The sequence below is a fragment of the Halolamina salina genome (assembly GCF_042678005.1).
GTDB lineage: Archaea > Halobacteriota > Halobacteria > Halobacteriales > Haloferacaceae > Halolamina > Halolamina salina.
In genome coordinates, this window is sequence record NZ_JBHUDH010000045.1 from 3,699 (window position 1) to 7,831 (window position 4,133).

At 70.0% G+C, this 4,133-nt stretch carries 3 protein-coding genes and 1 pseudogene; 1 reads left to right on the plus strand and 3 read right to left on the minus strand.

Translation table 11 applies throughout. The features are described 5' to 3' along the window. Positions 1 to 98: 98 nt before the first annotated feature. Both ACFR9S_RS05400 and ACFR9S_RS05405 read right to left on the minus strand, forming a co-directional pair. Positions 99 to 1,505 (minus strand): carotenoid oxygenase family protein, encoded by a 1,407-nt coding sequence (locus ACFR9S_RS05400; RefSeq protein WP_379731940.1) that lies wholly within the window; start codon positions 1,503 to 1,505, stop codon positions 99 to 101. Positions 1,506 to 1,545: 40 nt separating this feature from the next. After that, positions 1,546 to 2,454 carry a cation diffusion facilitator family transporter gene (locus ACFR9S_RS05405; RefSeq protein WP_379818225.1) on the minus strand — a complete coding sequence of 303 codons (909 nt, stop codon included), beginning with the start codon at positions 2,452 to 2,454 and terminating at the stop codon, positions 1,546 to 1,548. Between the two features lie 128 nt (positions 2,455 to 2,582). Here ACFR9S_RS05405 and ACFR9S_RS05410 point away from each other — a divergent pair, with 128 nt between their 5' ends. Next, positions 2,583 to 3,926 (plus strand): sodium-dependent transporter, encoded by a 1,344-nt coding sequence (locus ACFR9S_RS05410; RefSeq protein WP_379732017.1) that lies wholly within the window; start codon positions 2,583 to 2,585, stop codon positions 3,924 to 3,926. On the opposite strand, the pseudogene ACFR9S_RS05415 reads toward ACFR9S_RS05410, so the two are convergent. Next, a pseudogene (locus ACFR9S_RS05415) lies at positions 3,927 to 4,133 on the minus strand (HIT family hydrolase); the annotation flags it as partial.

A 4,133-nucleotide genomic window follows, 5' to 3' on the forward strand; every position in this document is an offset into this window, starting at 1 on the left:
AAGATGACGACGAGGAGCTTCCCCTCGCCGGGCTGCGTGAGCGCGTCGACGCCGAGCGGGAGAACGACGGGGTCGGCGGGACCAGCACCGCCTGATCGTCAGCCCGACACGAAATACTCCCCGTGGAAGCCGAAGGGGACAGCGTGGGGCAGCGGCGCCCGCGCGAGTTCGGTCAGGTCGCCGTCGAGAACGAGCAGCACCGACCGCTCGGCGTCGGCGTCGAGGCAGAGCGAGAGCACGACGCCGTCGGCCTCCGCGTCGCCCTCGGGGCGGGGGACGAAGATCGGCTCGCCCGAGAACACCCCCGGTTCCTCCCAGCGGCGAGCCACGCCGGGGTTCTCACCAGCCACGTCTACGCGGACCAGCGCGTTGCCGCCGTCCATCTCCGTCGACTGTGCGAACACGTGCTCGTACTCGCGGGTGTGGACCCGCGGGGAGAACCGCGGCATCTCCACCTCGTTGGCGAGGTGGTCGTGGCCCGGTTCGCCGCCATCGAGCGGGAGCCGGTAGCGCCGGAGTTCGCCCGAGGGGAAGCCGGCGTCGCCGCCCCGGAGCGCGCTCATCGAGAGGTCCGTCACCGCGCTGTCGTCGTCGTACGCCACGAGGTCGACGACGAGTTCGGTCGTGCCGTCGCTCTCGCGTTCGAACGCGTTGGCGGTGTGGAACGTGAAGAATGCCGGCACCGTCGCCTCCCGGACCAGTTCGCCGGAGTCGCGCCGGAAGACCAGAAAGCGCGTCCCGCGTGACGGCTCCCAGTCGTAGTTGTCGATGAAGCCGCCCGAGCCGGGCAGTAGGAACCTCGCGGGGCGGGTGACCAGCGGCGGTTCGACCAGCACCGCGTGGGTCGGCGTGAGCGCGAAGCTGTGCATGTACGCCGGCTTCTCCACGCGGACGCTGCCGACCCGTTCCCGGCGCGTGGTTCCCTCGGGGATGCGGAAGAGGACGTACTCGTTGTGTCTGCCGAACTTCGTGAAGTAGCCCCAGTGGGCGCCGCTGTCGGGGTCCTGCCGGAGGTGGGCGGTGACGTGGTGGGCGGTCACCTCGTCGTCGTAGTCGAGCGCCCCCCGGCGCTCCAGCGTCTCCGGGTCGATCCGGAGCCAGTTCGGCGTCTCCGTCAGCGCGACGAGGTCGCCGCCGATGCGGGCGACGTGGACGTTGGCATTGTCGGTCGCATCGCCGGCGAGCATCGATTTCACGCGGCTGAGGTAGCCGTCGGTCGAGGAGAACTGGCCGGCGAAGCTGCCGTCCTCGACGGCGGCGCGGTAGGCGTCGGTCCGCGGGAAGCGGTTAGTGTACCGCACCGCGCCGTCGTCGAAAGAGAAGCGTGTGAGGTGGGCCAGCCCGTCGAACCAGTGGTCGGCCTCGGCGTCGCCGACGGTCCAGCGTGCGGGGCCGTTCCGGTAGAGCGCGCCGTCGAGCCACGCCGGCACGTCGCCCTCGACGGGCAGGTCGCGGTCGCGGACCCCCTCGGTCAGATCGTGAAAGCCCGCCTCGTAGCCGGCCATGGCGGTGCTGGGGCGCGGAGCCGAATAAGCGCTCGCCCGGTCAGCCGACGCGCTCGTCGCGCCAGCGGTCGTCCTCCTTCCACTCGCCGAGCTCCTTGGGATCGACGTGGACGAACGCGTCGTCGACCTCGGGCAGGTCGCGGATGGCGTTGATCACCTCCGTCTCGATGTCGTGGGCCTCCCGAACCGTCAGTTCGCCCTCGACCTCGATGTGGAGGCTCACGTCGACCTCGGGGCCGACGTAGTGGGCGACCACGTCGTGGGCGCCCCGCACCTCGGGGTGGGCGAGCGCGGCGTCGACGATCGCCGCCCGGAGGTCCTCCGGCGGCGCGGCGCCGACGAGGTAGCCGACGTTGTCCCGGACGATGTCGACGCCGGTCAGCAGGATGCCGACGGCGACCACCAGCGCGGCGATCGGGTCGAGCACGGGGTAGCCGACCGCGGCGCCGCCCGCGCCGATGAGTGCCGCGACCGCGGTCAACACGTCGGTCCGATTGTCCTTCGCGGTGGCGACCAACGCCGGCGAGCGGTGAGTCTCGCCGGCGCGCAGACAGTAGCGATACAGCGCGTACTTCGCGACGGCGCCGACGCCGAGCACGACCGCGGGGACCGGGGAGACGGCAGAGTAGGATCCAGCGAGCAGCGAGGTGGCCCCCGAGTACGCCACCCCGGTGCCGGCGGCGAGCAGGCCCGCGGCGACGAACAGCGCGACGAACGGCTCGATGCGCTCGTGGCCGTGGGGGTGTTCGAAGTCCGGCGGCTGGGTGGTGAGGTAGAGGCCGGCGACGACGACCGCGCTGTAGACGGCGTCGGAGGCGCTGTTGACCGCCTCGCTGACGAGCGCGAGGCTGCCCGTCTCCAGCCAGACCCCCGTCTTCAGCAGCGCCAGCGCGAGGTTGGCGGCGAGCACGACGACGCCGACCCGGCGGACTGCCCCCTTGCGCTCCATGCGGCCGGATTCGGGGCGCGCCGGTACTTGACTTGAGTGGTCGCGTTCGGCCCGTTCTGTCGGACTTCTCACGTTCGTTGCGGGGTGAACCGATAAAAACTTGTATCGGATGAACGGCTTGCGGACATATGGCACAACGAGAGACGTGGACGACGCGTGCGGGGTTCATCCTTGCTGCGGTGGGGAGCGCGGTCGGCCTCGGGAACATCTGGCAGTTCCCGTTCAAGACCGCGGAGAACGGCGGTGCGGCGTTCGTGCTGGTGTACCTGTTCGCCGCCGTGCTCATCGGCCTCCCGACGATCCTCGGCGAGTTCGCGATCGGCCGTCGGGCGAAGATCAACGCGGTCGAGGCGTTCGACCGGCTCGACCACCCGGCGTGGACCGTCGTCGGGGGGTTGGGACTGTTCACGGGGCTGTGGATCCTGTCGTACTACAGCGTCGTCGGCGGCTGGGTGATCCGGTACGTGATCGGGAGCCTGACCGGCGGCTACTTCGGCGACACCGCCGCGTACTTCGGCGCGGTGTCGGTGGGCTGGGAGGCGATCGCGTTCCACGCGGTGTTCATGGCGCTGACCGCGGGGATCGTCGCGTTCGGCGTCGAGGACGGGATCGAGAAGGCGACGAAGCTGATGGTCCCCTCGGTGGTCGTGATGCTGGTCGGCCTCGCGGTGTACGCGTTCACCCTCGGCGGGAGCGGCCCCGCCTACGGCTACTACCTCTCGCCGGATCTGGGCTACCTCGCGAACAACCTCGGCTCGGTGATCCCCTTCGCGGTGAGTCAGGCGTTCTTCTCGCTCTCGCTGGGGATGGGCGCGATGATCACCTACGCGTCCTACATCGGCGAGGACGAGAGCCTGCCCGCCGACGGCGGACTGGTCGTCGGCCTCAACACCGCGATCGGCGTGCTGGCGGGGCTGGTCGTGATCCCGCTGCTGTTCGTCCAGTTCGGGACGGTGCCGGAGAGCGCCGCCGGCGGCGGTCCCGGCGCGCTGTTCGTCTCGGTCGCACAGGCGTTCGCGAACCTCGGGATGGCGGGCCGGGCCGTCGGCGCGCTGTTCTTCTTCGTCGTGCTGGTCGCGGCGCTCTCCTCCGCGATCAGCCTGCTCGAAGTCGTCACCTCCTACTGCGTCGACAAGTACGACTGGAACCGGAAGCCGACCGCGTTCGGCTTCGGCGGCGCGCTGTTCCTGCTCGGCACGCTCGCGGCGTGGGACACCGCGTGGCTGGGCTGGTTCGACACGCTGGCGTACAGCGTCCTCCTGCCCGCCTCGGTGCTGCTGGGCGTGATCTTCGTCGGCTGGGTGTACGGGCCGGAAGCGGTCGACGAGATCAAGCAGGGCAGTAGCGCCGACGCGAGCGTCGCCAACCTCTGGATCTGGTGGCTGCGGACCGTCGTGTTCGTCGGCGTGTTCATCACGCTGTACCTCGGCGTCACCTCCATCTACGCGTCGCCGGGGCTGCCGTTCCTGTAGTCAGTCGAACCGCAGTTCGACCGCGTCCGTTTTTTCGGCTCCGTCGGCGGCATCGGGCAGCGCCGCGAACGCCTCGTGGAGCTTGTCGTAGCTCTCCTCCAGCGCCTCGACGATGACTTTCGTGTCCGAGACGATCGGCATGAAGTTCGTGTCACCCGACCAGCGCGGGATCAGGTGGGTGTGGAGGTGGTCGTCGATCGAGCCGCC

What these genes read in the sequence shown, in the direction of transcription:
- ACFR9S_RS05400 (WP_379731940.1), bottom strand. Translation starts at nt 1,505, where the DNA reads ATGGCCGGCTACGAGGCGGGCTTTCACGATCTGACCGAGGGGGTCCGC.
- ACFR9S_RS05405 (WP_379818225.1), bottom strand. Translation starts at nt 2,454, where the DNA reads ATGGAGCGCAAGGGGGCAGTCCGCCGGGTCGGCGTCGTCGTGCTCGCC.
- ACFR9S_RS05410 (WP_379732017.1), top strand. Translation starts at nt 2,583, where the DNA reads ATGGCACAACGAGAGACGTGGACGACGCGTGCGGGGTTCATCCTTGCT.